Below are 19,699 nucleotides of genomic sequence, written 5' to 3'. Positions count from 1 at the left end.
GCCCGGCGGGGCGCCGCCCCCGCGGCGCCGCGCCCCCCCCGGGGGGGGGGGCCGGGGGGGGGGGCCCGCCCCCCCCCGGGGGGGGGGGGGGGGGGGCGGGGCCCCCGCCCCCCCCCCCCCCCGCGTCTGCATTCCTCCCGCTTTCCCAGCGGCAACGCGCCTTTCGGTGGCAGTCTGCTCATCGGCGGATACACAGAGAGACCGCTGACGCACCACAAGCAGACCGCAACTGATGAACAGACAGACCGGAGGTGCCGTTCCCGTGGCGACCAATGTCAATCCCACCGTCCGACGCCGCCGACTGGGCATGGAGCTGCGCAAGCTCCGCGAGGACAAGGGCATGACGGCCGAGCAGGTCGCCGAACGCCTCCTCGTCTCCCAGTCGAAGATCAGCCGTCTGGAGAACGGCCGTCGCTCCATCAGCCAGCGCGACGTCCGCGACCTGTGCGAGGTCTACGACGTCGACGACCGGCGGCTGGTCGACTCGCTGATGCAGATGGCCAAGGACTCGCGCCAGCAGGGCTGGTGGCACGCCTTCGGCGACATCCCGTACAGCGTGTACATCGGGCTGGAGACGGACGCCGCGTCGCTGCGCGTGTACGAGCCCCAGATCATCCCGGGCCTGCTCCAGACCCAGGAGTACGCCGCGGCCATCATCCGCGGGGCGCTGCCGGAAACCGCGCAGCAGGACATCGAGAAACGCGTACAGGTCCGTATCCGACGGCAGGAACGTGTCTCCGAGACCGAAAGCGACAACGAACGCGGCCCCCTGCGCCTCTGGGCGGTCATCGACGAAGCCGCGCTGCGCCGGCGGGTCGGGGACACCACGGTGATGATCCGGCAGCTGGAGCACCTGATACGGCAGTCCGAGCTGCCGCACGTGACCGTGCAGGTAATGCCGTTCAGCATGGGCGCGCATCCGGGCGTGAACGGTCAGTACGCGATTCTGGAATTTCCGGATGCTTCGGATTCGACCGTTGTCTACATCGAAGGCGTCACGAGCGACCTGTATCTGGAGAAGGCCAACGACGTGCAGCGGTACAGCGTCATGTACGAGCACCTGCGCGCCCAGGCACTGAATGTCGAGCAGACCCGGGATTTCATCGCCGGGGTCATCGAGGAGCACGCCAAGGACAGCGCACAGTAATTGCGGGGTAAAACGGGCGGAAAGCGGGCGAACGCCGGGCGTGAGCCGGGTGTGCGCCAGAAAGCGCCGCACCGTACACCGTGACGGCCCGACCAGGGAAGTCCCCACTGGAATATGCCATCCGGTCGAGTGAAAGGTCTCTTCACCCGGGCGGCCTTGCGAGTAGCGTCGATCACGCCAATCAAGAGCAGGTTGGCGCCACATCAACGGAACCCGCTAGACCGGAGAGAACATGGCTATTCTTCAGGGCGCCACGGATGCCTGGACGAAGTCCTCGTATTCCGCTGGAAACGGCGCGTGCGTCGAGGTGAAGTCCCCCGCCGTGAGCGAGATCGCGGTGCAGGACTCCAAGGTGCAGGAAGGTCCCTTCCTGACCTTCGCCCCGACCTCGTGGACCTCCTTCGTCGCCGGCGTGACCCGGGGCCCGCTTGGGCACCTCGGCTGAACGTCCGGGAGCACCACACCCGGACAGCCGCCCACCGTGCGGTACTGATGAGCCCTCTCGACTGGCCCGCCGTCCCGGCCGAGGGGGCTCGGCCGCGTCCCGGCCGCCCGTGACCGGGGGCGGCGGCCGGGACAGCCCGGGCGCCGGCACGGCCGGCCGGGGTGCGTCAGCGCGGCCGCTCCGTACAGGCCGGCCCGGCCGGTCGACGTACGTCAGCGCGCAGCTGCGCCGACGTACGTCAGCGCAGCTGGTCGACGTACCGGTCGGTGCCCGGCAGCGTCGGGATGAACGGCGCGACCAGCTCCACCCGCCCCAGGCCCGCCTCGGCGACCTCCGTGTCCAGGCCGAGGAAACGGTCCGCCCAGACCTCGCGCGGATCGGCCTCCAGGAACCACAGCAGCGTCAGCCGGGTGTCCATGCCCTCGACCTGCTTGACGTAGGTCATCCGGTCCCCCGGCAGCGGGGTCGGCCGGAAGACCGTCACCATCGCCGCCGGCCCGCCGGCCAGCCGCCGCGGCAGCTGCTTCGTACGCAGCCAGGTCAGCAGCTCGGCCCGCTGCTCGGGCCCCTCGGCGTCGACGACCTGGACGACCAGTCCCGCGTACGGGTGGTCCAGCGCGTGGAAGTCCCGCGGCCCGGCCGCCCCGTCCCGGTAGACCGTCGCCTGGTGGTCCTGGAAGGACGTGAAGACGTGGGTGCGGTCCTGGTAGACCCGGCCGTCCACGTTCAGCCGCTTGTTGATGCCGACGGTCCACTTCATGTGCTCGTCGTACCGGCCGTCGGTGATCCAGTACGTGGAGATGTAGCACCCCGCGGTGACCGGCTGGGCCACCGCCGACTTCTCCGGGTAGCGCAGCTCCTGGAGCTCCCTGGTCGCGACCCAGCGCCGGCCCGCGTACATCCAGGGCATGGCCATGGCGCCCGCGATGTAGTGGTCGTCCTCGTACCAGCGGTTGTACGCGTACTCGTGCCCCGGGTGCGGCTCGACCATGGTGATCAGCGCGTGCCCCGGGTGCACCCCGTACGGGCCTACGGCGGCCAGCTCGGCGTAGGCCTGGGGCCGGGTGTCCTGTGGTGTGTGCTCCGTGTTCGCCATGCCGACCGGTGTAGCTGATGAAACGTCAGATGGGGAGCCCCGCGGCACCGCCGGTCCCCACGGCCGTGACGCCGTACGGACATTGTGCCGATCAGGCGACAGCGGTCCCGGCGCCGCAACTCCGGCCGGACCCCCGCGCATCCCCGCTGGTGGCCGGACCGCTCCCGGCCGGACCGCCCACCGGAAGGGAACCCAGCTCATGCGTAAGGGATTTCTGCGCGGCATCGCCGCGGCCGCCGCGCTCCTCACCGGCGCCCTGACCCTGTCGGCCGCCCCCGCCCAGGCCGACTCCGCCGCCGGCTTCGGGGACTGCGCAGCCGGCTACTTCTGCGCCTGGACCAACGAGTCCGCCACGGGCTCGCGCCTCCAGACCCGTACGGACATGCCCTGGCTGGGTTCCACGTACGACAACCGGATCCGCTCCTTCACCAACCGGACCTCCATGGTCGCCTGCCTGTACGACGGGCGGAACCACACGATCACGACCGGTCCCACCGGCAGCTACCAGGTGGTCAGACCCCACTCGGCGGGGACCGGCTACAGCGGCACGGCGCACACCGACAAGAGCTCGCTGAAGTTCGTCCTCACCGCGCGCGAGTGCACCCTGCCCCCTTATCCCTTCTGGTGGGACGAGGCCAACCCCACGGCGGCCGGCTTCGGCGACCTGAACGGCGACCGCCGCTCCGACGTGCTGGTCCGCGACGAGACGGGTGCCCTGTGGTTCGTCTCCGGCAACGGCAGCGCCTTCCTGGCCGGCACGCACGGGTGGAACGGGATGAACGCCCTCACCCGCCACGGCGACTTCTCCCGGGACGGCCGCGAGGACCTCATCGCCCGCGAGCGCTCCACGGGCAGGCTCTGGCTCTACCCCGGCACCGGGGACGGCGACTTCCTCCCGCGCCGCGTGCTCGGCAGCGTCGGCTGGAACTCCATGTCCCTGATCACCGCGTTCGGCGACCTGACGGGCGACGGACGGAACGACCTGATCGCCCGGGAGACCGCCGCCGGCAGGCTCTGGCTCTACCCCGGCACGTCGACCGGCGGGCTCGGCACCCGCCGCCTGATCGGCGGCAGCGGCTGGGGCGCGATGAACGCCCTGGTGGGCGCGGGCGACCTGAACCGCGACGGCCGTCCGGACCTGCTGGCCCGCGAGGCGGCCACCGGCAGGCTGTGGCTGTACCCGGGCGGCTCGTCGGCCCTCGCGCCGCGCCGCCTGATCGGCAGCGGGGGCTGGAACTCCATGTCGTCGATCATCGCCAACGGAGACGTCACGGGCGACGGCAAGCTCGACATCGCCACGGTCACGACGGGCGGCAACCTCCTGCGGTACCCGGGCCGCGGCGACGGCACCCTCGCCCCGGGGTACGTCTCCGACCGGACCTGGGGTGGGCTCAACGGGGCGTTCTAGCGCGGGAGTCCGGAGAGCGAACAAATAGGTGGCGGCTACACCCTTTTCCGCTAGGGTGTGGCCCCACCGGCCGGTGGTGACCGCCCCACGCACCGCCCCACGCCCCCGCCTCCCGCCTCCCACGCCGAGGAGTCCCCATGCGCCGCACCGCCACCCCGCCCGCGTTCGCCGCCCGCGCGACTTCGGTCGCCTCCTCCCCGGTACGCGAGATCCTCGCGCTCACCGAGCGCCCCGGGGTGATCTCGTTCGCGGGCGGCCTGCCGGCGCCCGAGCTGTTCGACGCGGAGGGCCTCCGGGCGGCGTACGACGCCGCGTTCACCGACTGCGCCGCCCGCGCCCTCCAGTACTCGACCACCGAGGGCGCGCCGGAGCTCCGGACCGCCGTGGCGGCCCGGGCCACCGGCAGGGGCCTGCCGACCAGCCCCGACGACATACTCATCACCACCGGCTCGCAGCAGGCCCTCACCCTGATCGCGGCCACCCTGCTGGAACCGGGCGACACGGTCCTGGTCGAGAACCCCACGTACCTCGCGGCCCTCCAGTGCTTCGGGCTGGCCGGCGCCCGCGTGGTCCCCGTCCCCTGCGACGAGGACGGCCTCGACCCGGCGGCCCTGGAGGACCTGGTGCTCCGGGAGCGCCCGAAGATGCTCTACACGATCCCGACCTTCCAGAACCCCACCGGCCGCACCCTCCCGGCCGCACGGCGGCGGGCGGTGGCGGAGACCGCCGCCCGGCTGGGCCTCTGGCTGGTCGAGGACGACCCGTACGGCGAACTCCGTTACGAGGGCGAGCACGTGCCGTGGATCGCCGCGCACCCAGGCGCGGAGGACCGTACGGCCCTGCTGGGCAGCTTCTCGAAGGTGATGGCCCCCGGGCTGCGGCTGGGCTGGCTGCGCGCCCCGGCGTCGCTGCGGCGGGCGGCGGTCACGGCGAAGCAGGCGGCCGACCTGCACACGTCGACGGTGGACCAGATAGCGGCGGCCCGCTACCTGGCGGCAACGGACCTCACCACCCACCTGACGACGGTCCGCACCGCCTACCGCGCCCGCCGCGACGCCCTCCTGGCGGGCCTGCCGAACGCCCTCCCCGAGGGCTCGACCTGGAACCGCCCCGAGGGCGGCATGTTCCTCTGGGCCCGCCTCCCGGCCGACCGCGACGCGACGGCCCTCCTGAAGCACGCGGTCGCCCACGACGTCGCCTACGTCCCCGGCGCCCCCTTCTTCGCCACCACCCCGGACCACTCCACCCTCCGCCTCTCCTTCACGACCCACACGCCGGAGGAGATAGCGGAGGGCCTCCACCGGCTGCGCACGGCCCTGGCCTGATCGTCAGGCCCGGGTTGGGGTCGAGGCTCCTGATCAAGAGGGCAACGGGGTGGCTGACGGGGACGAGCGGGGACGGCGGGGCTGTTGCGATCCGCACTCGTGGCGGGTGTGCTGGTGCTCGGCGCGGGTGGGCTGGTCGGCCCGGCGGCCGGCCCGGGGTCGGGAGCCCACGGGCTGCTCGGGCGGAGTCCGCTGGAGGTGGTGAGGCAGGCGGCGGAACGCGCGCTGGCGTCGGGCGCGACCACGGCCCACACCCACCTGCTGGAGGGGTACCCCAGGGTGGGAGGCGACTTCCCCACGTGGCCAAGTTGCTGCCGTGCGCGCAGGAGACCCCTCAACGGAGCGACTCGATGAACGTACGCATGGCCAGGTAGGCGGGATCCGGCATCTCAGGCGGCCTTGGCGGGAGCAGAGCGGCAGTCCCGGCAGCGGCCGGGGGTGGGGGCGCGGAAGGCCAGGTCGCAGCCGTCGCAGTTCTGGAGGGGGTGGTGGGGGCGGTCCCGGGTCGGGGGTGGGGGCGGGGCGTGGAGCGGTGCCGGGAGGAGCGGGGGCAGCAGGTCGCGGAGCCGGTACGCGAGGAGGCCTGCCGGGTTGCGGAGGTGGTCCGGGACGGTGGCGGTGAGGGTGCGGCGGATGCCCTCCGGGGGGACGCCGCGGACCAGCCATTCCACGACGCCGGGTGCGAGGCGGCGGATGTCCCCCTCGGAGAGCAGCAGGCGGGGATCCCGGGCCCGTAGTCCGGCCAGCAGGTCCGCCGCCTCTCGTTCGAGGGGGGAGGGGGTGGGTGGGGGCACGGGTGCGGGGGGTGGTTCGGGGGTCGGGGCCGGCGGGGGTGGGGCCGGAGCGGGTGGGGGTGGGGCCGGAGCGGGTGGGGGTGGGGCCGGAGCCGGGGTCGGGGCCGGATTCGGGGTTTCCTCGGGCGTCGGGTCCGGGGGTGGGGTTTCGCAGGTGGGGACGTTGTACGAGACCGTGCGGGTGATGACCTTGCCGGTCACGAGGCGGAGGCGGGAGCGGCGGAGGTAGCCCGCCGCCTCCAGTTCGCGGAGGGCCCGGCCGATGCGGTGCTCGCTTTCGGGGAATCGCTCGGCGAGGGCCCGGATGCTGACCGGGGCGCCCTCCGGCAGCGACTGGATGTGCACCGCGACTCCGATCGCGAGGAGCGAGAGGGTCTCGTGCTGGGCGAGTTGGTTGCCGATCACGGTGAACCGCGCCGTGAGGGGGACGTTCGCGTGAACGACTCCGGCCAGGCCACCGGATCGGGCGGTTCCCGCGCGATTGCGGGTGTGCGCGGGCAGGCCCGCGCTAGGCTTTTGGAAGACCATCGGGAAGGTGCTTCTTCCTCGTGGATCAGGCCCTCGGCCGGGATGCCAGTCCCGCCGGGGGCCGTCTCATGTCTGTTGGCTTGTGGCGCGAGCATATGCCCGCCAACCGGGCCCGAATCCAGCCGAGTTCGCAGAGTTCACCCGACCGAGCGAAGAGCCGGGGAGCGGGGGCTGGAGGGGTTTTGGTCTGGTGTTTTCCCCCGGTTCTTTGTCTTTTACAGACCTCGGGGCGAGCTGCCTCACGGCCCACCGGGACGTAGGTTCCCAGGACCCGGTCCGATCACCAGTTCGGCCCACACGGTCTTGCGCGGGGCGGGTCCGAGGGCGACTCCCCAGCGGTCCGCGAGTGCCGACACGAGCGCCAGACCGCACCCCGGCCGTCCCTCGTCGGGCAACCGGTCGGCACGGGTGTCGGCCACCTCGATACGGAGCGTGTCCGCGTACACGGCCAGCCCGAGCTGGAAGTCCCGGCCTGGCACGCGGCCGTGCGTGATCGCGTTCACGGCCAGCTCGGCGACGACCTGCGCCGGATCCTCCAAGGGCAGTCCCCAAGAGCGGAGTTGCTCGACGGCGAGGAGGCGGGCGAGGCGGGCGCCGCGCGGGGTGGCGGACAGCTGCACGCTGAAGAGGAGGAGCCGGGGAGTTTCGAGATTCATGTCACTCAGCGTGGCGACCCGTGCCTACCGTGGACAGCGACAGCGCCCGTGCGTACGGAGACTGTCCGGTGCTTGTCCGGTCCTGTCCTGCCTGTCCGGCCCACCGGGAGGGGTACGCGGCGTTGGAGGAGTGTCGGCACGTCGGAGGTGGCGCGGGCATGAGCGTGGATGTCGAGGGTGCGGAAGAGCCAGGCTGGGAAGTCGACCCGGACGACGAGCAGGGCGTGGCGGTGGTGGCCGCGGTGGGCCGCCAGCTGAAGGTCTGGCGGGAGATGGCCGGCATGCGGGTCGCGGACTTCGGCACCGCGATCGGCTACGGCGAGGACCAGGTCCGCAAGGTGGAGGCCGGCAGGCGGATTCCGCGCCCCGAGTACCTGGACAGGGCGGACAACGTCCTGAACGCGGACGGCCGCATCGCGGCGATGAAGAAGGACGTGGAGCAGGTCCGTTACCCGAAGCGCGTGCGCGACCTGGCGAAGATGGAGGCGCGCGCGGTCGAGGTCGCGACCTACAACAACCACAACATCCACGGTCTGCTGCAGACCGAGGAGCACGCCCGTGCGCTGTTCGATATGCGCAGGCCCGCCTACTCCTCCGATGAGTTGAACAGGAACCTCGCTGCCCGCATGGCTCGCCGCGTCATCTTCGAGCGCTCCCCCGCACCTTCGATGAGCTTCGTGCAGGAGGAGGTGACCCTTCGCCGTCCGATCGGAGGCACAATGGTGATGCGCAGGCAACTCGAACACCTGCTGGAGGTAGGCCAGTTGCGGAACGTCGAGATCCAGGTGATGCCGACGGACCGCGAGGACCACGCCGGAATGGGCGGGTTGATCGAGCTGCTGAAGTTTGAAGACGGCACAGGGGTGGGCCGATCCGAGGGCGCCTTCGCGAGCCGTCCCGTCACCGATCCCAGGCAGCTCAGGATCCTTGAGCTTCGGTATGGGATCATCCGAGCCCAGGCGCTTCCACCCAGGGAGTCACTGGCCTTCATCGAGCACGTGCTGGGAGAGACATGATCCACAAGCCTCAGCTGGAGTGGTTCAAGAGCAGCTACAGCAGCAGCAGCGAAGGCGACGACTGCATCGAAGTGGCCTGGTCCAAGAGCAGCTACAGCAGCAGCAACGGCGAAGACTGCGTCGAGGTGGCCGCCACCCCCACCGCCGTCCACGTCCGTGACTCCAAGGCCGTCCCCGGACCCCAGCTGGCCTTCGGAACCGCCGCCTGGGCCGGGTTCGTCGCGTACGCCGCCTCCCACTGACGCCGTACCGCCGCGTGCGGGAACTTCCGTACGGGACCGAACCCCGTACGCGTTTTGATCATCCTCCGGGTCGGAGCGTCGCTGCCCCCACGCGACACCGGCACCGAGGAGGCCCATGTCCCGCAGGCGCATCGACTACCCCCGGCGCGGGCGGCGCGGGTGGCGGCGGTGGACGCCCTCCTGGAAGCTGACCGGCGGCCTGTTCCTCCTCTTCGGCTGCGCCCTCGCCGCCCTCGTCACCGTCGTGTACCTGCGGATCGGGATACCCGACGAGCAGGAGGTCGCGCGCCGGCAAGCCACCGTCTACTACTGGGCGGACGGCAGCCGGATGGTCAGCGTCGGGGACGTCAACCGGCAGGACGTCGACCTCTCCCGGATCCCCGTGTCCGTCCAGCGGGCCGTCATCGCGGCCGAGAACGAGGACTTCTACAGCGACTCCGGCGTCTCGGCGACCGGGATCCTCCGCGCCGCCGTCAACATCGCCAAGGGCCAGGAGGTCCAGGGCGGTTCGACCATCACACAGCAGTACGTGAAGAACACCTACCTGAGCCAGGACCAGACCGCCGAGCGCAAGGTCAGGGAGCTCTTCCTCGCCGTGAAGGTCAGCAACCGGATGCCCAAGGCGGAGATCCTGGAGGGCTACCTCAACACCTCGTGGTTCGGCCGGGGCGCGTACGGCGTGCAGGCCGCCGCCTACGCCTACTACGGCATCCCGGCCGCGAAGCTGGACCCCGGCCAGGCGGCCCTGCTCGCGGCCGTGCTGAAGGGGGCGGAGGGCTACGACCCGTCCCTGAGCGCCGCCAACCACGCGCGCGCGGTGGACCGCTGGGAGTGGATCCTCGACCGGCAGGTCGAGACGGGGACGATGAGCAAGGAGGAACGGGCGAAGTACACCGAGTTCCCCGAGCCGAAGGCGCCCGTCAAGCCGACCAGCCAGGCCGGACAGATCGGCTACCTGGTCGACATCGCCAACAAGTACCTGAAGAGCCGCACCGGCCTCACCGACAAGGACCTGGCCCGGGGCGGCTACAGCGTGCACACCACCTTCCGGAAGGACAGGGTGGCGGCGCTGGCCAAGGCGGTCGAGCAGGTGCGCAAGGAGAAGCTGGATCCGGTGAAGCGCGCCGACGACCGGTACGTGGAGGTCGGCGCCGCGTCCGTGGACCCGAAGGACGGGGCGGTCGTCGCGGTCTACGGCGGTTCCGACGCCGTCAAGCACTTCAGCAACAACGCGGACACCTCCGGCGTCCCGGCGGCCTCGGCCTTCAAGCCCTTCGTGTACGCCGCCGCGCTGGAGCAGGAGTTCGGGAACGGGAACCCCGCCGAGGAGCCGACCCCGAGCACCACCCCGCTTCCGCTGCCCCTGTTCGCGGGGCCGCCGAGCGCACTCACGGACCTGCACTCGTCCCTGGTCGCCTCCGACCACACGCCGTTCGTCACGGCCGGCAAGCGCGTCGGCCTGGCCAAGGTGAAGAAGCTGGCCGTGGCCACGGGCTTGCGCGAGGACAGCATGGCCGAGCTGGAGCCGACCTTCGCGATCGGCACCTCCACCCCCAGCGCCGTCCGCCTGGCCAGCGCGTACACCGCCTTCCTCAACCACGGCCGGGCCACCGAGCCGTACTCCGTGGCCAAGGTGGTGCGGGACGGCGTCGCGGTGAAGGGGCTCGGCCGGCCGGCGCCGCGGCAGGCCATGGGGCCGTACACCGCGGACGTCGTCGGCACCGCGCTCCAGCAGGTGAGCCGGCTCGTCCTCGGGCCCCCGAAGACACCGGGGTCCTTCCGGCCGTCCTGGGCCGGCAGGACCGGGCCGAACGACCGGATGAGGTCGGCCTGGTACATCGGCATGACGCCGGAGCTGAGCACCTCGATCGGCATGTTCCGCACGAAGCCCGGCGTCACGCAACTGCTGCCCATGCAGGGCGTCGGCGGCCCGGGCTCCGAGCGCGGGAGCGCCCTGCCGCCGCTGATCTGGAAGGCGTACGACGGCTCCTCCTGACCAGTGGCGGCCCGGGGCCGGGCGTCAGACGCGGTCGGCGGCGATCAGGACGTACTGGAACGAGCCGTCCTCGTAGGACTTGATGAACGCCTCCTCGATGCCCGTGACCAGGGAGGACGTGGCACGGAGCTTCCAGTAGGGCAGGGTGTCCGGGGTCAGGTCGATGACGGCCTGGGGGACGAGGCGGTTGTCCGCCATCGCCTTGAGGTACTCGCGGCGCGAGTGGATGTTGCACTCGAAGTGGGCGTTGATCTGCGAGACCCACTTCGACGGCTGCCCGTACTTCGGGTTCCAGCAGCCCGTGATGGTCACGTAGCGGCCGCCCACGCGGAGGACCCGGGAGTGCTCGGCCATCAGGTCGTCGAGGTCGACGTACATGCTGGACTCGTTGTTCCACGAGCCCGCGGCGGAGCCCTTCTCGAAGGGCATGTCCAGCATGTTGCAGACGCGGGCGCGCACGTGGTCGGCGATGCCCAGCTCGGCGGCGCGGCGGTTGCCGAACTCGGCCTGCTTGGCGGAGAGGGTGACGCCCTCGACCTTGCAGCCGAAGCGCTGGTGGGCCATGACGGACGAGCCGCCGCGGCCGCAGCCGGCATCGATCAGCAGGTCGTCGCGGCCGATGGCGCCGAGGTGGTCGAGCAGCACCTCGGCCTGCGCGGACTCCAGCCGGTGCAGCTCGGCGATCAGCTTCTTCTCGTACTCGCTCTCCTCGGGGTCGCCGAGGGCCTCGTGGTCGATCGCGCCGATGCCGTAGTGGTGGTGGTAGAGGCCGTCCACGTCGCCCAGCTTCAGGTTGACCGGACGGGCCTCGCCGTCCCAGTAGCGCGCGATGTCGCCCTGGTAGGGGGTGGCGGCGGGAGCGGGGATGAAGGGGCTGGTGCTGACGGTGCTGGTCACTGAGAGATCCATTCCTCTTAAGCAGAAGGGGGGTTGGCAGAAGGCGGGTTACCAGAAATCGGGCAGGCTGTAGCGGTAGGTGTTCGTCATGTGCCAGTAGTGGTTTCCGTCGACCCACACGGCCACGCCGCGCAGGAAGCGCTGCACCATCGGGACCGGCCAGGCGGCGGCCAGCCGGGCGGCCGCGGCCTCGAACTCGCGCATGAGGTCGTTGTGCACCTCGACCGCCTTGAGGTAGGCGTCCTTGTCGGAGACGCCCTCGCGCTCGGCGATCACCACGGGGAGGTTCAGGTGCTTCCCGGGGCTGTTGAGTTCCTTGGTGTACGAGTACAGGTCGTTGACGATGGTCGTGGCGTTGCCCGCGAGGGCGATCACCTTCTGCATCTCCGGCTGGGCGTGCAGGTCGGCGGGGAGTTCGTAGCCGCCGATGGTGTCGGTGATGGTGGGGCAGGGGCGGAAGTTGTTGAACTGCCGCATCGCCAGGTACTCGTAGACGTGCGGGACGTACTCCGTCTGGGCCCAGGCGGCCTCGGCGAGGTAGCCCAGGTGCAGCCGGGCCATGTCGTGCCGGTACCGGTCCGCCTGGGAGGCGCTGGCCTGTCGGACGAAGTACTCCATGGCGGAGCGGTAGGCGCGGCGCGGGGCGTCCGAGTGCAGGGACTCCGCCCAGTCCGGCCCGTACTCCTTGGTGGTGTGGACGGGGTCGAGGGCGGTGTGCGCCAGCAGGAGGCGGCCGCCGAGGCCGACCGGGGAGCCGCCGTGGTCCTCGCAGTAGCAGTCGTCGACGACGTTCTCGGCGACCATCAGGCGCGTCGCGATCATCAGGTGGTCGACCGTGGGGGCGTCCGGGTGGCAGGCGACCATGTAGCGGCCGACGGAGAAGCCGTCGAACTGGTCCTCCCACTCGGGCGGGTAGAGCTCCACCTCGTCCACCGCCCAGGTCTTGATGCGGCGGCTGACCTCCTCGACGCGGACCGGGTCGGGCTCGGGGACGGGGTGGTGGTAGAGGCCCGGGATGGGCGTGCCCTGGGGGGCGGTGGTCTCGGTGGGCGGCTCGGTGGCCTGTGCGGGGAGCTGCGGGGGCTCCGGCGTCGCTGCCGGCGTCGCCACGGGCGGGGCCTCGCGCGGGGTCAGGAAGAGACCCGCCGTGCCGAGGCCGCTGGGGCCGCGCAGGATGCGGTCGAGGGCGGGGTTGCCGGGGGCCGCGGGGGCGGCCTCGGGGGTCGGCGGGGGCGTGGGATCCGGGAGGGACGGGGGTGTGGTGGTGGGCAGAGGCGAAAGCCCTGGCTCGGGCATCCGTGGCTCCTAGATGAGGCGGGGGTGGGCTGTCCCGGGACCCGGGCACGGTCGGCCGGCCCAGGGGTGTCCGGGCTGTGGTGGCCGTGGGGCGGGGCAGGTCCTACTCATCGTGCCGACGGGCGATCTGCACGTTCTCCAACACGCCGAGCGCGTCCGGCACGAGGATGGCCGCGGAGTAGTAGGTGGTGACGAGGTAGGAGATGATCGCCTTTTCGTCGAGGCCCATGAAGCGGACCGAGAGGCCGGGCTCGTACTCCTCCGGCAGGCCGGTCTGGTGGAGGCCGATGACGCCCTGCTTGTCCTCGCCGGTGCGCATCGCGAGGATCGAGCTCGTGTTCTCCCTGCTGATGGGGATCTTGTTGCACGGCAGGATCGGTACGCCCCGCCAGGCGGGGACCGCCTGGCCGCCGACGTCCACGTGGTCCGGGTAGAGGCCGCGGGCGTTGAACTCCCGCCCGATCGCCGCGATGGTCCGCGGGTGGGCGAGGAAGAACCGGGTGCCGCGGCGCCGGCAGAGCAGCTCGTCCATGTCGTCCGGGGTGGGCGGGCCGGAGTGGGGCTGGATCCGCTGCTTGAAGGCGGCGTTGTGGAGGAGCCCGAACTCCCGGTTGTTGACCAGTTCGTACTCCTGGCGCTCGCGCAGCGCCTCGATGGTCAGCCGGAGCTGCTCCTCGGTCTGGTTCATCGGGCCGTTGTAGAGGTCGGCGACCCGGGTGTGGACGCGGAGGATGGTCTGGGCGACCGACAGCTCGTACTCGCGCGGCTTGAGCTCGTAGTCGACGAAGGTGCCGGGGAGTTCGTGCTCGCCGGTGTGGCCGGCGGACATCGCGATCTCGGCCTCGCCGTGACGGTTCTGCCGCTGCCGGGGCAGGGAGGCGAAGCGTTCGACGTGGGCGCGGAGGTGCGGGGTCCGGTCCAGTACGGAGGCGAAGTCGTCGCGGGAGAGGGTGAGCAGGGTGCCGGCGGTCTCGGCGGTGGCGGTGGTCTCGGTGGTGGCGTCCGGGTCGAGCAGGGCGTGCTCGCCGAAGTGCTCGCCGTCCGCGAGGACGGCCACCGCGAGCTCGTCGCCGTACTTGCCGGTGGCGGTCTGGCGGATCCGGCCGTGGGCGATCAGGTGAATCCGTTCGGCAGGGGTGCCGGCCTCGACGATGACCTCGCCGGGCCGGAAGTCGCGCCGGACGCAGCGGGCGGCGAGCTCGGTGAGCACGTCGACGTCGTCGAAGTCGCGCAGCAGGGCGAGTTCGCCGAGCTCGCGGGGGATGACGCGGACGTCGGCGCCGTCCTGGACGAACTCGATGCGGCCGTCGCCCACGGTGTAGGTGAGGCGGCGGTTGACCCGGTACGTGCCGCCCTTGGTCTCCACCCAGGGCAGCATCCGCAGCAGCCAGCGGGAGGTGATCTCCTGCATCTGCGGGGCGGACTTGGTCGTGGTGGCGAGGTTGCGGGCCGCGGCCGTGCCGAGACTGGTGTGCGGGGCGTCGGCCTGCCGGCCGCGGCTCGGCGGGGTCGGCTCCAACTGCGCGTCCGGACTGGCGTCCACCGTCATCGGGCGGGCTCTCCTTCGTGTGACAGGGGCGGAATTTCCGGGCATTCCGACCGGATCCGGGAGCACAGTAGACGGCCGCGCGCCGGGTGGGCGCACGGAAGCCGGGGGCATTACCTCAATGCGGTGATCTTGGGTCTCGATGCGTTTGCGGGGCCGGTGAACGGCGTTCGGCCAGGGGGCGGCGGATTCCGGACAGGGCCGCGGGTGCGGGGGTGCGTGCCGCGCGGGTCCGTCGGACGAAGCGGTCGCGGGGCTTCCATCCGCGCGGGCGGCGGCCTAATCTGACGCGCCATCAGTTTTTGCTGGAGCCGGGAGGCGAGCACGCATGCTGCTGCAAGGGAAGACCGTCGTGGTCTCCGGGGTCGGGGCCGGGCTCGGGCACCAGGTGGCCGCGACCGTCGTGCGGGACGGCGGGAACGCGGTGCTGGGCGCACGCACGGAGGCCAATCTCGCCAAATCCGCCGCCGAGATCGACCCCGACGGGCGGCACACCGCGTACCGGCCGACCGACATCTCGGACGAGGCGCAGTGCGAGGCGCTGGCCGCGCTGGCGGTGGAGCGGTTCGGCGGGATCGACGCGGTGGTCCACGTCGCGGCCTGGGACTCGTACTTCGGGGGCCTGGAGGACGCCGACTTCGGCACCTGGCAGCAGATCCTGGACGTGAACCTGCTGGGCACGCTGCGGATGACGCGGGCCTGCCTGCCGGCGCTGAAGGCGGGGGGCGGCGGGTCGGTGGTGATCATCGGCACCCAGTCGGCGGTGGCGGCGCCGTCGCAGGTGCAGCAGGCGGCGTACGCGGCGTCGAAGGGCGCGCTGACGTCCGCGATGTACTCGATGGCCCGGGAGCTCGGGCCGCACCGGATCCGGGTGAACACCGTGCTGCCGGGGTGGATGTGGGGGCCGCCGGTGCAGGCGTACGTGACCTTCACGGCCCACGGCGAGGGCGTGGAGGAGGCGGAGGTGCTGGGACGGCTGACGGAGCGGATGGCCCTGCCGGAGCTGGCGACGGACGGGGACGTGGCGGATGCGGTGGCCTTCCTGGCGTCGTCGCGTGCGCGGGCCATCACGGGGCAGTCGGTGCTGGTGAACGCGGGAGAGCTGATGCGGTAGCGCTCCGTCGGCGGTGGGGGGTGGGCACCGGTCCCGTGCCGGGGGCGCCCGTACCCCGTGCCTGGTGGGGGCGGGCGCGGTGGGGGGGACGCAAGGGGAAGGTGGCCCGCAGGGGCCCCGGGGGAAGGGAAAGGGACATCGGCGGTAGCGGGTGGGGCGGCGAATCGTATGCTCCAGGGATGACCATGAGCCCCGGCACCGGACCCACCACCAACGCCATGCGCCGGGCCCTCAGGAGGGCCCGCGACGGGGTCGCGCTGGACGTCGGCGAGGCCGCCGTGCTGCTCCAGGCCCGGGGGGCCGACCTCGACGACCTGGCCGCCTCCGCGGCACGGGTGCGCGACGCCGGGCTCGCCGCCGCCGGGCGGCCGGGGGTGATCACGTACAGCAAGAGCGTGTTCATCCCGCTCACCCGGCTGTGCCGGGACAGGTGCCACTACTGCACCTTCGCCACCGTCCCCGGCAAGCTCCGCAGGGACGGGCACGGCATGTTCATGTCCCCCGACGAGGTGCTGGACGTCGCGCGGCGAGGAGCCGCCGCCGGGTGCAAGGAAGCGCTGATCACCCTCGGCGACAAGCCCGAGGACCGGTGGCCCGAGGCGCGGGAGTGGCTGGAGGCCGCCGGGTACGACGACACGATCTCGTACGTACGGGCGATCTCCGTGCGGATACTGGAGGAAACCGGGCTCCTTCCCCATCTCAATCCGGGCGTCATGTCCTGGGCCGACTTCCAGCGGCTCAAGCCCGTCGCCCCCAGCATGGGGATGATGCTGGAGACCACCGCCGAGCGGCTCTGGTCCGAGCCGGGGATGCCGCACCACGGCTCCCCCGACAAGGAGCCCGCCGTGCGGCTGCGGGTGCTGGAGGACGCCGGCCGGTCCTCCGTGCCCTTCACCTCCGGACTGCTGATCGGCATCGGGGAGACGTACGAGGAGCGCGCCGAGTCCCTCTTCGCGCTGCGCCGCGTGTCCCGGGCGTACCACGGCGTCCAGGAGCTGATCATCCAGAACTTCCGCGCCAAGCCGGACACGGCGATGCGCGGCATGCCGGACGCCGAGCTGGACGAGCTGGTGGCCACCGTCGCCGTGGCGCGGCACATCATGGGCCCGGCCGGGTGCCTGCAGGCGCCGCCGAACCTCGTCGACGGCGAGTACGCGCGGCTCATCGGCGCCGGCATCGACGACTGGGGCGGCGTCTCGCCGCTGACCATCGACCACGTGAACCCCGAGCGCCCCTGGCCGCAGATCGAGCGGCTCGCGGAGCAGTCCGCCGCGGCCGGCTTCGAGCTGCGGGAACGGCTGTGCGTGTACCCGGAGTTCGTGCTGCGCGGCGAGCCCTGGCTCGACCCGCGGCTGCTGCCGCACGTCCGCGCGCTCGCCGATCCGGAGACCGGGCTGGCGCGGCCGGACGCGGTGGTCGAGGGTCGGCCGTGGCAGGAGCCCGAGGAGGTGTTCAGCCCGAGCGGCCGCACCGATCTGCACCGGAGCATCGACACCGAGGGACGGACCGGGGACCGTCGGGCCGACTTCGACGCCGTGTACGGGGACTGGGACGCCCTGCGCGAGGCCGCGGCGCCCGGCATGGCACCCGAGCGGATCGACACCGACGTGCGGGCGGCACTGTCGCAGGCCGCCGACGACCCGACCCGGCTGACCGACGCCGAGGCGCTGGCCCTGCTGCACGCGGACGGCCCGGCGCTGGACGCCCTGACCCGGATCGCGGACGAGCTGCGCCGCGACGTGGTGGGCGACGACGTCACGTACGTCGTGACGCGGAACATCAACTTCACCAACGTCTGCTACACGGGCTGCCGGTTCTGCGCCTTCGCGCAGCGCCGCACGGACGCCGACGCGTACACGCTGTCCCTGGAGCAGGTGGCCGACCGGGCCGCGCAGGCCTGGGACGTCGGCGCGGTCGAGGTGTGCATGCAGGGCGGCATCCACCCGGACCTGCCGGGGACGGCGTACTTCGACATCGCGCGGGCGGTGAAGGAGCGGGTGCCGGGCATGCACGTGCACGCCTTCTCGCCGATGGAGGTCGTCAACGGCGCGACGCGCACCGGGATGTCGGTACGGGACTGGCTGACGGCGGCGAAGGAGGCCGGCCTGGACTCGGTCCCGGGCACGGCGGCCGAGATCCTCGACGACGAGGTCCGGTGGGTGCTGACCAAGGGCAAGCTGCCGGCCGCCGACTGGATCGACGTCATCTCCACGGCGCACGAGCTGGGCATCCGCTCCTCGTCCACGATGATGTACGGGCACGTGGACCAGCCCCGGCACTGGCTCGGGCACTTCCGCACGCTGGTGGAGGTGCAGCGCAGGGCGCGGGAGAAGGGGGTCGCGGGGTTCACGGAGTTCGTGACGCTGCCGTTCATCCACACCAACGCGCCGGTCTACCTGGCCGGGATCGCCCGGCCGGGGCCGACGATGCGGGACAACCGGGCGGTGACGGCGATGGCGCGGCTGCTGCTGCACCCGTACGTCACCAACATCCAGACGAGCTGGGTGAAGCTGGGCACGGAGGGCGCGGCCGAGATGCTCCGCTCCGGTGCGAACGACCTGGGCGGCACCCTGATGGAGGAGACCATCTCCCGCATGGCGGGGTCGGGTTACGGCTCGTACAAGTCCGTGCGGGACCTGGAGGCGGTGGCGGAGGCCGCCGGGCGCCCGGCGAAGCCCCGTACGACGCTGTACGGGGAGGTGCCGGAGGAGCGGCGGCGGGCGGCCGCCGCTTCGGACGGCCACCTGCCGGAGCTGCTGCCGGTGCTGGACTAGGCCCTGTCTTCGGGTTCGGGTCGGGGGGTTGGGGGCCCGCGGCGTTACGGGACGTTGCTGACGGTCTCGCAGCGGACCGCGATGTCCGCGGTGCCGGTTCCGCCGTCGCAGCTGTCGGCGGCCGCGCCGCCGTCGAGCACGTCGTCGTCGGGGCCGCCGTGGAGGGCGTCGGGGCCGTCCTGGCCGCGGAGGGTGTCGTTGCCGCCGGCCGTGCCGGCGGTGGCGTCCCCGTCGAAGTTGCTGTTGTCGCCGAAGACGGTGTCGGCGCCGCCTCCGGCGTCGATGCGGTCGTGGCCGGCGGCCGTGACGGACGCGTCCGCGACCGAGCTGTCGCCGATCAGGATCTCGTCGGCGGTGCCGCCGATGATCCGGTCGTGGCCCGCGCCGCGGGCCTGGCCGGCCAGGCCGGGGTCGTTGATGTTGTGGTCGCCGATCGCGAAGACGCCGCCGTCGGTGCCCAGGTCCAGCAGGTCGTCTCCGCCGCCCCCGACGGCCGCGGTGACGCCCTCGCTGTCGCCGACGACGTTGTCGGCGCCGAGACCGCCGCGCAGGACGTCGTCGCCCGCGCCGGTCCCCGAGCCCTCGAAGGGCGCGGCGGAGTCCCCGAGGAGCCCGTCGTCGCCGTTCCCGCCCTCGATGAGGTCGTGGCCGCCGCCGGCCGCGTCACCCTCGAAGGCGACGCTGTCGCCGGTGATGTGCTCGTCGTCGCCGTCCCCGCCGTACATCCGGTCGTGGCCGCCGCCGATGGCGTTCCCGGCGCCGTCGCTCTCCGAGTCCCCGACCATGAAGTCGGCGCCGGAGCCGCCGTCGAGCAGGTCGTTGCCGCCGCCGCGGGCGTTGCCGCCCGCGGTGTAGGAGTCGCCGACCAGGTCGTCGTCGCCGTCGCCGCCGCGCAGTTCGTCGTGGCCGCCGCCCTGGACGTCGCCGCTGTCGGCCGAGGCGTCGCCGCGGATGATGTCGTTGCCGGCGCCGCCGTCGAGGCGGTCGTTGCCCGTCCCGCCGGTCAGGCGGTCGTTGCCGCCGAGGCCGCAGATGAGGTCGGTGCCGCCGCGGCCGTCGATCGTGTCGGCGGCGGCGGAGCCGACGATGACGTCGTTGCCGGGGGTGCCGGTGAGGGTGCCCGTGCCGGTGAGGGTGGCGGGGATGCCGAAGCAGGTGGGTGGGGCGGCTGCGGTGGCGGCGGGGGCGTGGAGTCCCAGGGCGATGAGCGCGGCGGCGGCCATGGCGGCGGTGACGGTGGTGGCGATGACCGTGGTGGCGGTTGCCGTTCTTGCCGTGGTGACGGCGCGTGCCGTGGTGATGCGTGCCATTCGGGGCCTCCTCCGACGGTTCGTGGCGACACCGGGGAGGACTGCCCGGCCGGAGCGGGCGGGGCGCGGCGCTTGGGCCGGGCGGCCCGCAAAGTCCTTCGTACGGGTG

At 72.3% G+C, this 19,699-nt stretch carries 16 protein-coding genes; 9 read left to right on the top strand and 7 right to left on the bottom strand.

Annotated features, from left to right (window positions below):
* Positions 1-262: 262 nt before the first annotated feature.
* Together ACIQUR_RS05860 and ACIQUR_RS05855 are read left to right on the top strand one after the other, a co-directional pair.
* A complete protein-coding gene (locus tag ACIQUR_RS05860; RefSeq protein ID WP_403658885.1) occupies positions 263-1,147 on the top strand; it encodes a helix-turn-helix domain-containing protein in 885 nt (294 codons plus the stop codon).
* 232 nt (positions 1,148-1,379) lie between these two features.
* Positions 1,380-1,592: a DUF397 domain-containing protein gene (locus tag ACIQUR_RS05855; protein ID WP_399957949.1), complete on the top strand. Its 213-nt coding sequence runs from the start codon at positions 1,380-1,382 to the stop codon at positions 1,590-1,592.
* A 238-nt stretch (positions 1,593-1,830) separates the two neighbouring features.
* Here ACIQUR_RS05855 and ACIQUR_RS05850 read toward each other — a convergent pair whose 3' ends face one another.
* Positions 1,831-2,688 (bottom strand): hypothetical protein, encoded by an 858-nt coding sequence (locus tag ACIQUR_RS05850; protein WP_403658881.1) that lies wholly within the window; start codon positions 2,686-2,688, stop codon positions 1,831-1,833.
* Positions 2,689-2,887: 199 nt separating this feature from the next.
* On the opposite strand from ACIQUR_RS05850, the gene ACIQUR_RS05845 reads away from it, so the two are divergent.
* Positions 2,888-4,096 carry an FG-GAP-like repeat-containing protein gene (locus tag ACIQUR_RS05845; protein WP_403658879.1) on the top strand — a complete coding sequence of 403 codons (1,209 nt, stop codon included), beginning with the start codon at positions 2,888-2,890 and terminating at the stop codon, positions 4,094-4,096.
* A gap of 137 nt (positions 4,097-4,233) precedes the next feature.
* Positions 4,234-5,421 (top strand): PLP-dependent aminotransferase family protein, encoded by a 1,188-nt coding sequence (locus ACIQUR_RS05840; RefSeq protein ID WP_403658876.1) that lies wholly within the window; start codon positions 4,234-4,236, stop codon positions 5,419-5,421.
* A 389-nt stretch (positions 5,422-5,810) separates the two neighbouring features.
* Here ACIQUR_RS05840 and ACIQUR_RS05835 read toward each other — a convergent pair whose 3' ends face one another.
* A complete protein-coding gene (locus ACIQUR_RS05835; RefSeq protein WP_403658873.1) occupies positions 5,811-6,620 on the bottom strand; it encodes a helix-turn-helix domain-containing protein in 810 nt (269 codons plus the stop codon).
* A gap of 362 nt (positions 6,621-6,982) precedes the next feature.
* On the bottom strand, positions 6,983-7,399 hold the full coding sequence (locus ACIQUR_RS05830) for an ATP-binding protein (RefSeq protein WP_403658870.1): 417 nt from the start codon (positions 7,397-7,399) through the stop codon (positions 6,983-6,985).
* Between the two features lie 158 nt (positions 7,400-7,557).
* On the opposite strand from ACIQUR_RS05830, the gene ACIQUR_RS05825 reads away from it, so the two are divergent.
* The 3 genes from ACIQUR_RS05825 (at position 7,558) to ACIQUR_RS05815 (ending at position 10,653) form a co-directional block, all read left to right on the top strand.
* Positions 7,558-8,415: a helix-turn-helix transcriptional regulator gene (locus ACIQUR_RS05825; RefSeq protein WP_403658867.1), complete on the top strand. Its 858-nt coding sequence runs from the start codon at positions 7,558-7,560 to the stop codon at positions 8,413-8,415.
* Positions 8,412-8,657, top strand: a complete 246-nt coding sequence (locus tag ACIQUR_RS05820; protein WP_403658864.1) for a DUF397 domain-containing protein — start codon at positions 8,412-8,414, stop codon at positions 8,655-8,657. The genes ACIQUR_RS05825 and ACIQUR_RS05820 overlap by 4 nt, the downstream gene beginning before the upstream one ends.
* A 115-nt stretch (positions 8,658-8,772) precedes the next feature.
* On the top strand, positions 8,773-10,653 hold the full coding sequence (locus ACIQUR_RS05815) for a transglycosylase domain-containing protein (RefSeq protein ID WP_403658861.1): 1,881 nt from the start codon (positions 8,773-8,775) through the stop codon (positions 10,651-10,653).
* Positions 10,654-10,677: 24 nt separating this feature from the next.
* On the opposite strand, the gene ACIQUR_RS05810 is transcribed toward ACIQUR_RS05815, so the two are convergent.
* The 3 genes from ACIQUR_RS05810 to ACIQUR_RS05800 all read right to left on the bottom strand — a co-directional run bounded on the left by ACIQUR_RS05810 (position 10,678) and on the right by ACIQUR_RS05800 (position 14,395).
* Positions 10,678-11,562 (bottom strand): geranyl diphosphate 2-C-methyltransferase, encoded by an 885-nt coding sequence (locus ACIQUR_RS05810; RefSeq protein ID WP_403658858.1) that lies wholly within the window; start codon positions 11,560-11,562, stop codon positions 10,678-10,680.
* Between the two features lie 36 nt (positions 11,563-11,598).
* Positions 11,599-12,846: a family 2 encapsulin nanocompartment cargo protein terpene cyclase gene (locus ACIQUR_RS05805; RefSeq protein ID WP_403658855.1), complete on the bottom strand. Its 1,248-nt coding sequence runs from the start codon at positions 12,844-12,846 to the stop codon at positions 11,599-11,601.
* A gap of 103 nt (positions 12,847-12,949) precedes the next feature.
* Positions 12,950-14,395 (bottom strand): family 2B encapsulin nanocompartment shell protein, encoded by a 1,446-nt coding sequence (locus ACIQUR_RS05800; protein ID WP_403658852.1) that lies wholly within the window; start codon positions 14,393-14,395, stop codon positions 12,950-12,952.
* Positions 14,396-14,720: 325 nt separating this feature from the next.
* On the opposite strand from ACIQUR_RS05800, the gene ACIQUR_RS05795 reads away from it, so the two are divergent.
* A complete protein-coding gene (locus tag ACIQUR_RS05795) occupies positions 14,721-15,506 on the top strand; it encodes an SDR family oxidoreductase (RefSeq protein WP_399957902.1) in 786 nt (261 codons plus the stop codon).
* A 179-nt stretch (positions 15,507-15,685) separates the two neighbouring features.
* Complete coding sequence (locus tag ACIQUR_RS05790) at positions 15,686-18,280, top strand: bifunctional FO biosynthesis protein CofGH (RefSeq protein WP_403658848.1); 2,595 nt, start codon at positions 15,686-15,688, stop codon at positions 18,278-18,280.
* Between the two features lie 44 nt (positions 18,281-18,324).
* Here ACIQUR_RS05790 and ACIQUR_RS05785 read toward each other — a convergent pair whose 3' ends face one another.
* A complete protein-coding gene (locus ACIQUR_RS05785; protein WP_403658845.1) occupies positions 18,325-19,590 on the bottom strand; it encodes a calcium-binding protein in 1,266 nt (421 codons plus the stop codon).
* Between the last annotated feature and the right edge of the window lie 109 nt (positions 19,591-19,699).

It is taken from the genome of Streptomyces sp. NPDC101132 (assembly GCF_044759225.1).
Lineage (GTDB): Bacteria > Actinomycetota > Actinomycetes > Streptomycetales > Streptomycetaceae > Streptomyces.
The sequence above is the reverse complement of the archived record's forward strand: the minus strand, read 5'-3'. Positions and strand labels throughout refer to the sequence as shown.

What these genes read in the sequence shown, in the direction of transcription:
- ACIQUR_RS05795 (WP_399957902.1), top strand. Translation starts at nt 14,721, where the DNA reads ATGCTGCTGCAAGGGAAGACCGTCGTGGTCTCCGGGGTCGGGGCCGGG.
- ACIQUR_RS05825 (WP_403658867.1), top strand. Translation starts at nt 7,558, where the DNA reads ATGAGCGTGGATGTCGAGGGTGCGGAAGAGCCAGGCTGGGAAGTCGAC.
- ACIQUR_RS05800 (WP_403658852.1), bottom strand. Translation starts at nt 14,395, where the DNA reads ATGACGGTGGACGCCAGTCCGGACGCGCAGTTGGAGCCGACCCCGCCG.
- ACIQUR_RS05855 (WP_399957949.1), top strand. Translation starts at nt 1,380, where the DNA reads ATGGCTATTCTTCAGGGCGCCACGGATGCCTGGACGAAGTCCTCGTAT.
- ACIQUR_RS05840 (WP_403658876.1), top strand. Translation starts at nt 4,234, where the DNA reads ATGCGCCGCACCGCCACCCCGCCCGCGTTCGCCGCCCGCGCGACTTCG.
- ACIQUR_RS05810 (WP_403658858.1), bottom strand. Translation starts at nt 11,562, where the DNA reads ATGGATCTCTCAGTGACCAGCACCGTCAGCACCAGCCCCTTCATCCCC.
- ACIQUR_RS05850 (WP_403658881.1), bottom strand. Translation starts at nt 2,688, where the DNA reads ATGGCGAACACGGAGCACACACCACAGGACACCCGGCCCCAGGCCTAC.
- ACIQUR_RS05815 (WP_403658861.1), top strand. Translation starts at nt 8,773, where the DNA reads ATGTCCCGCAGGCGCATCGACTACCCCCGGCGCGGGCGGCGCGGGTGG.
- ACIQUR_RS05790 (WP_403658848.1), top strand. Translation starts at nt 15,686, where the DNA reads ATGACCATGAGCCCCGGCACCGGACCCACCACCAACGCCATGCGCCGG.
- ACIQUR_RS05830 (WP_403658870.1), bottom strand. Translation starts at nt 7,399, where the DNA reads ATGAATCTCGAAACTCCCCGGCTCCTCCTCTTCAGCGTGCAGCTGTCC.
- ACIQUR_RS05845 (WP_403658879.1), top strand. Translation starts at nt 2,888, where the DNA reads ATGCGTAAGGGATTTCTGCGCGGCATCGCCGCGGCCGCCGCGCTCCTC.
- ACIQUR_RS05805 (WP_403658855.1), bottom strand. Translation starts at nt 12,846, where the DNA reads ATGCCCGAGCCAGGGCTTTCGCCTCTGCCCACCACCACACCCCCGTCC.
- ACIQUR_RS05820 (WP_403658864.1), top strand. Translation starts at nt 8,412, where the DNA reads ATGATCCACAAGCCTCAGCTGGAGTGGTTCAAGAGCAGCTACAGCAGC.
- ACIQUR_RS05785 (WP_403658845.1), bottom strand. Translation starts at nt 19,590, where the DNA reads ATGGCACGCATCACCACGGCACGCGCCGTCACCACGGCAAGAACGGCA.